This is a genomic window from Alterinioella sp. B-7 (assembly GCF_056857775.1).
In genome coordinates, this window is sequence record NZ_JBSXNT010000007.1 from 1 (window position 1) to 6,843 (window position 6,843).

General features: G+C 61.5%; 6 protein-coding genes. 2 read left to right on the top strand and 4 right to left on the bottom strand.

Annotation, left to right across the window (positions count from 1 at the left end; translation table 11 throughout):
- Positions 1–272: IS3 family transposase (locus AC13C7_RS00155; RefSeq protein WP_482866205.1), on the top strand; the 272-nt coding region annotated here is incomplete at its 5' end.
- Positions 273–687: 415 nt separating this feature from the next.
- On the opposite strand, the gene AC13C7_RS00160 is transcribed toward AC13C7_RS00155, so the two are convergent.
- Positions 688–2,085 (bottom strand): pyridoxal phosphate-dependent decarboxylase family protein, encoded by a 1,398-nt coding sequence (locus tag AC13C7_RS00160; protein WP_482866206.1) that lies wholly within the window; start codon positions 2,083–2,085, stop codon positions 688–690.
- Between the two features lie 69 nt (positions 2,086–2,154).
- A complete protein-coding gene (locus AC13C7_RS00165; protein ID WP_482866207.1) occupies positions 2,155–3,234 on the bottom strand; it encodes a PLP-dependent cysteine synthase family protein in 1,080 nt (359 codons plus the stop codon).
- Positions 3,235–3,461: 227 nt separating this feature from the next.
- Between AC13C7_RS00165 and AC13C7_RS00170 the strand changes: the two genes are divergently transcribed.
- Positions 3,462–5,012, top strand: coding sequence for a winged helix-turn-helix domain-containing protein (locus AC13C7_RS00170; RefSeq protein WP_482866208.1), 1,551 nt, complete (start codon positions 3,462–3,464; stop codon positions 5,010–5,012).
- Between the two features lie 194 nt (positions 5,013–5,206).
- Here the strand turns inward: AC13C7_RS00170 and AC13C7_RS00175 are convergent, their stop codons facing one another.
- Positions 5,207–6,184 carry an ABC transporter substrate-binding protein gene (locus AC13C7_RS00175; RefSeq protein ID WP_482866209.1) on the bottom strand — a complete coding sequence of 326 codons (978 nt, stop codon included), beginning with the start codon at positions 6,182–6,184 and terminating at the stop codon, positions 5,207–5,209.
- Positions 6,181–6,843, bottom strand: a 663-nt coding sequence (locus AC13C7_RS00180; protein WP_482866210.1) for an ABC transporter ATP-binding protein, incomplete at its 5' end; no start/stop codon positions are given. The genes AC13C7_RS00180 and AC13C7_RS00175, both read right to left, overlap by 4 nt.

Sequence of the window (6,843 nt, forward strand, 5' to 3'; positions counted from 1 at the left end):
GCGAATACTGTTCGCACGACTATCAGAAGATCCTGCGGCAACATGGGTTCAAGGTGTCGATGTCTGCGAAGGGCAATTGTTATGACAATCCAGCAGTCGAGACGGTCTTCAAAACCATCAAGCGCGAGCTGATCTGGCGCCGGTCATGCGCAACCAGGCGGCAAGCTGAGATGGCCATCTTCGAATACATCAATGGCTTCTACAATCCTCGTCGACGGGACTCAGCATTGGGCTGGAAAAGCCCGTTCGCCTTCGAACGGAAAGTGGCTTAAACGAGCACCTGGGGCGGCACGAAAGCGTGACAGGTCCAAAACCGGCAGCAGACCAGGCGGACTTAACGATGATCCTCATTGATTGAATGCATTTCGAAGTAAGGCGAACTTGGTTCTTCTCGATCAGCAGGGCAATGAAGATTGCCAAAAAGATGTGCTTGGCCGGAAAATCGCTGATGATAGACGCGACCCAAAGGGCGAAACGCAGACTTTCGCCGCGGCATAAGCGAGCATCGACAATGGGTGGAGCGTGGTCGTTCGACGCTCGGAACTTGAATGCTTGTAATGCAGAACTTTCTGCCTCCTCCTGCGCAGCCGATAATGCGGTTGGCTTCCGCAGAAGGATACGCCGCGAGACCCAGTTGCGAACCTGACGAGGGCATGGTCGGAACCTTCTCGTGCCGGAGACGTCTCGTCAGCCGGTGGATACTTTTTCAACCAGTGCCGCGCCTATCCGCGCGACCTCCTCGACCAGTATGTCCAAGTCAGAAGTCGTCGTTCGATGGTTGTTTATTGCTGCGCGCAGGCAATGGAGACCCCTTACCGTCGTATCCGATACCGCGGCGATGCCGGTCTCCTGCATCTGCACCATGATCTCCGAGTTCAGGCACTTGAGAGCCACTTCCGACAGGCCGCCGGGGTCATAGCGAAAGCAGACGATGTTGATGACGCCCGGAAAGCACAGATCCAAGTCCTTCGTGGCCGCGATGTGCTCGGACAGGTAGCGGGCATGGGCAAGGTCCTGATCGATCAGTCGCCCGAACTTCGCCAGTCCGTGTTCCTTTAGCGCCATCCAGACCTTGAGTGCGCGGAACCCACGCGATGTCTGCAGCCCGAAGTCGTGCAGCCAGGCACCGGAGGCGATACCCCGAGGTGCCGCCTCGAGATACTCCGGCGTGACCGAGAACGTGCCGAGATGCGCGTCCGCGTCCCTCACCAGCGCGCAGCCGACCTCGAACGGGGCATGCAGCCATTTGTGCGGATCAATGGCGATCGAGTCCGCGCGCGCGATCCCGTTCACCAGCGTGCGCCCTGCCGGTGCGATGGCAAGCAGCCCGCCGATACAGCCATCGACATGCATCCAGAGGCCTTCCTCGGCGCAAAGGTCGGCTATGGCCGCAAGATCGTCAATGGCACCGGTATTCACGGTCCCGGCTGTCGCGATCACGCAGGCCGGGCGGAGACCGGCGGCCCGGTCTTCGGCGATGGCCTTGCGCAATGCGGTTAGGCTCATCCGACACTCGGCGTCGGACGACACACGTCGCAACGCCCGGTCGCCAAGACCCATCGCCTCGACCGCGATCCGGTGGCAGGAATGGATCTGGTCCGAGCCATAAAAGCGCATGGGACTGGAAAGAGCGCCAACGCCCTCCTTCCGCAGGTCGATACCGGACATGGCGTTGCGTGCTACTGTCAGCCCGATCAGGTTCGCCATCGAGCCACCCGAGACCAGCGTTCCACTGGCCTGGGCCGGATAGCCCACCATCTCTTTCATCCAGTCGACCACCTGCTTGTCGATTTCGGCGGCGGCATGGTCGCCGCCGCCGAGGTTGGATCCGAGAATGGCAGCGAGGAAATCACCCATCGCGCCGGTGAAGTTGCTCGCCCCCATATACCACATCCAGAACCGCGGATGGATGTTGCCCATTGGGTAAGGCAGAACATCCGTAACGACTTGGCGGTAGACCTCATGCAGCGGCACGCCGTGCTCGGGCACACCATTGCGAAACCGCGCCCGCACGTCTGGCGGCATGTCCTGCCAGACCGGCCGAGACCGCACATCCCGGATATATTCGACCGCGTCGTCTACCATCCGATGCGCAATGGCGCGATACGTTTCCCAATCAACAGGATCAAGGGATTCAGAGTCTTCTGACATGGTTCAATCCAACTGGTAACCGGGGGTCGATTTAGAGAGTTCCATCTCCTCCTCGGTCATATCCTCGGGGATCGCTTCAAACAGCGGGGTCGACATATAGCGCTCACCCGTGTCCGGAAGCATGCAGAGTATAACGCTGCCGGGCTCCGCGCGCTCGGCGATCTGCATTGCAACCGCAAAGGTCGATCCGCCGGAAATGCCGGTCAGGATACCCTCGGATCGTGCCAGCTTCTGCGTCCACGCGATGCCCTCCGGTCCGGCAACCGGTATCAGTTCGTCATAGAGCCCGTGGTCGACCGCTTCTTGGAGGACATGGGGGATGAAATCCGGGGTCCAGCCCTGGATCGGATGCGGTTCGAAGGCCGGGTGGCTTTCGGCAGGCGCGCCAACGGCATCGCGCGACTGAACGTGACCACTGCCGAGAAGCTGGGCGTTCGCAGGCTCGGACAGGACGATCCTCGTTTCAGGGCGTTCGCGGCGGAGCGCGCGGGCCACTCCCGTCACCGTCCCGCCGGTGCCATAGCCGGTGATCCACCAATCCAGTCGTTGACCCGAGAAGTCCGCGAGGATTTCGCGCGCCGTGGTATTCTCGTGGATGCGGGCATTGGCATCAGTCTCGAACTGACGGGCAAGGAACCATCCGTTCGTCTCCGCAAGCTCGATCGCCTTGCGATACATGCCGAGACCCTTCTGAGCTCGCGGCGTGAGCACAACTTTCGCACCCAATATGCGCATCAGCTTGCGCCGCTCGACCGAAAAGCTGTCGGCCATCGTCACCACCAGCGGATAACCTTTCGCGGCGCAGACCATGGCGAGCCCGATCCCGGTATTGCCCGAGGTCGCCTCGACAACCGTCTGGCCGGGTTTCAGGCGACCGTCCTGCTCGGCCTCCTCGATGATGCTTAGCGCCAGACGGTCCTTGACCGACCCGCCCGGATTGAAGAACTCGGCCTTGACATAAAGCTCCACTCCCTCAGGGGCGAGGCGGTTGATTCTGATCGCGGGTGTCTCACCGATTGTTTCCAGCACGCTGGAAAAGAGCTTCCCGCGTCCCGCGCTCGTGCGCATCGTCTTGGCATCCATTGTGTTTCTCCGTTCCTGTTCGGTTGGTTGAAGGGGGCGGGTGCCTAAAGGCATCTCGGACTGACAAATTGTGATTGCTTTGCCCACACGAACTTTGCCTCACGATCTACGCGACGGTCGCGAGAATGGCTCTGACTTGGATTGAAGCTACCACGCGTGAGAGTTCGCGCTTGACGGACCCCTGTAGATTTCCTGTAGAACTTCGCGATTATCCTGTATCCAGAGACATGGCTTGGAAATTCGGAGAGTTTCATCTTGACCCGGATCGCTTCGAACTTCTTCGAAGCGGGAACCCCGTGCCGCTCGAGCCACAGGTGCTCGCTTTACTGGTTCATCTCGTTAGAAACCACGACCGCATGGTCTCGAAGGATGAGGTCGTGGAAGCAGTCTGGAAGGGACAGGCCGTCTCGGATGCCAGCATCTCCAGTCGCGTTCGATCTGCGCGCCAAGCTGTGCGCGACGACGGCGCACGGCAGGAGGTGATCCGGACCGTTCATGGACGAGGCTTTCGTTTCGTTGCAGAGGTCAAGACGACACAACCGGCGCGGGCAGCATCCGATGCCCTGTCTCCGGCAACGCGCGAGCACATTTCAGGAAGGCCGTCGATCGCGATCCTCCCGCTCAGGCCGCTTGGACTGGAGCCGGATCTTGCTGTTCTGGCAGAGGCAATTCCACATGAGATCATCGAGGCATTGTCGCGGCTGCGCTGGCTTTCGGTGATCGCACGTGGCTCTTCATTCCGCTTTGGATTGGGCACGACCGACCTTGATGTAGTCGCGTCGACCTTGTCGGTGCGCTACGTTCTTACCGGGATCATCGAAAGCCGCGGCGGGGAGATCGCGGTGACGCTCGAACTGACGGATGCGAGCACCCGGCAGGTGCTTTGGGCGGACCGGATCGAAGATTCACTCGACGGAATGACCGAACTCCGGTCCACCATTGTCGCACATCTGGTGGCCGCGCTCGAAGCACACATTCCTTCCAATGAGGCGCGGGCCGCCAAACTAAGGAATCTCGAGGATCTCGATGCCTGGGCGAATTACCACGTCGGGCTTCGGCATCTTTATCGCTTCACCGCAACCGACACAGCGCTTGCAAGGACCTTTTTTGAGCGCGCGGTTGCAACAGAACCGCGGTTCGCACGTGCGCATGCTGGGCTGTCCTTCACCAGCTTCCTGACCGCATTCTTGCGCCTCGGCACTGACACCGGGGCGGCGACCCTTGCCAGCCGACAACATGCCGAACGCGCATTGGAGCTGGATTCACTCGACCCTTTCGCGAATTTCACGATGGGCCGCTCATTCTGGCTGACGGATCAGCCCGAAATCGCTTCAGATTGGCTCTCGCGGGCGACCACGCTTAATCCGAACTACGCTCAGGGGTTCTACGCATCTGCCTTTACCGCGATGCTGACCGGCGACGCGGCTGCGACTGTCAACGCGTTGAACAGGTCCTTGCACCTTAGCCCCTTCGACCCGCTTCTTTATGGCGTCCACGGGGTGCGCGCACAGTTGCTGATGCAGCAGGAGGACTATGCGGCAGCCGCCATGTGGGGTGATCGCGCCGCAGCACAACCTGGCGCGCATTACCTGATCAAGATGATCTCTCTTGCCGCCAATGGGCTGGCTGGTCAGCGTGAACGAGCCAAGCACCTGCGGCAGGACATCCGCAGGAGCAAGCCAGATGCCAGAACGGCAGATTACTTTGCGGCCTTCCCGACCCGTCACCAGAGCTCCCGCGCGCGCATCGCCGACGAACTGACCAAGCAAGGGTTTTAATGCGGCGCGCTACCATCAAGTGGACTGATGAACCTGCGGAAGGGAAAGGCACCGCGCGCGCCTTGTGAGGGATAAATGGCAGCTGTGGGCCTGCAGCGTCGTTGAGGCAGAGAGCGGCAGGGGAAGCAGTCCATTGCACCTGCGCGATCGAGCCCAATGCGCCGTGCAGAGGCCTCGTCCTGACCACCGCGCTGTTAGTCGGTCATCCAGCTTTGGTCGAACCAGTCTGACACATCGCCGTGCCATACGAGAGGCTGGCCGTCGGTTCCGCGCAACACGCCGCTGTCGTAGAGGAATTGCGCCATCGCCGTCAGCCTGTCTTCGTCGATCCAGCCCACCGGGGCGGTTCCGTCGGTCAGATACCCGCCATCATCAATGACACGCATCGAGCCGCGGACGAGGTCTTCGTTGGGGAAGTTTCCGGCCTCGATCAGGATCTCCGCCGCGGCCTGCGGGTTCTCGGCTGCCCAGGCGTAGCCCCTTGCGGTCGCTTCCATGAAGGCATCCACGGTATGGGGGGCATTCAGCAGCGTCGGGGTCCGGGTCCCGATGTAACCGCCCTGCGGTTCGGGCACGCCGTAATCCGCGTAGACGAAATGCGACTGGTCGCGCCCGAGAAGCATGCTGTTCACACCTTCCCAGGTGGCGACCTCCAGGGTGAAGTCGACGGCACCGGAGGCCAGGGCCTCGTAGGCGCCGGTGCCGAGCGTCACGGTGTCATATTCCGCTGTGCCGCCGTCGTTTTCGATCATCGTCGAGATCAATGCGTCCTCCCAGGCGCTGCCGAACCCGGCATAGGTCAGGCCTTCCAGATCGGCGGGGCGGGAGATCTCGGCGTTGTCGCTGTTATAGACCAGCCGACCCGCCTCGCGCTGCATCGTCACCCAGAGCGCGGTGATGTCCGCGCCGCCGGCCTTGGCGCTCATGAACCCCAACGCGGTCATGTAAGCAAAGTCGACCGCCCCGGCGGCAAGAAGCGCCGTCGAGGCCGTGTCGGAATAGGGCAGGATGTCGACCTCCAGACCCTCCTCGGCGAAAAACCCGTTCTCGCGCGCGACGATCAACCCGATGTGGTTCGTGTTCAACGTCCAGTCGAGCGCGATGTTCGCCGTTTCCGCATGGGCCGTGGGGGCCGCGAGAATGGCGGCGCAGCTCAAGATCGTGATCTTCATGTCGTTTCCTTCAGTAGCATGAACTTGAGCGTCGAACGAATCTCGGCCAGCGCGGCCTCGTCACGTTCGGCGCGGGGGCGGGGGATTGGAATATCGGCGACGATGCGGCCGGGACCGCCCGCCATCACCAGCACGCGGTCTGCAATCAGCGTGGCCTCGTAGAGGTCGTGGGTGACCATCAGGACGGCCCGCGGGCGCTCGGCCAAGCGGTCGACCAGCCAGTCCTGCATCTGAAGCCGTGTCACCGCATCCAGCGCCGAGAACGGTTCATCCAGCAAGAGCAAGCGGGTCTCCTGGACGATGGTGCGCAGGAAGGCCGCCCTTTGACGCATCCCGCCCGACAACTGGTCGGGAAAACTGTCCTCGTGACCTTGCAGCTCGAACGCCGGAAAGAGGGCGCGCACACGGCCGGTCGCCCTGGACCGGTCCACGCCCCTGATTTCAAGGCCGAGGCGGGCGTTCTCGCAGATCGTGAGCCACGGGAACAGCGTATCTTGTTGCGGCTGATAGGCGATGTCGAGAGGTGGCGCGGCAAATCTGAACAGTTGAGTTAGGTGGATTTTCCGCTCCTGATCCGGCAGCGTTGCCGAGACGAAGGAGCGAAGATGACCAAACGACCCAGACGGAACCACAGCCCTGCATTCAAGGCGAAGGTCGCA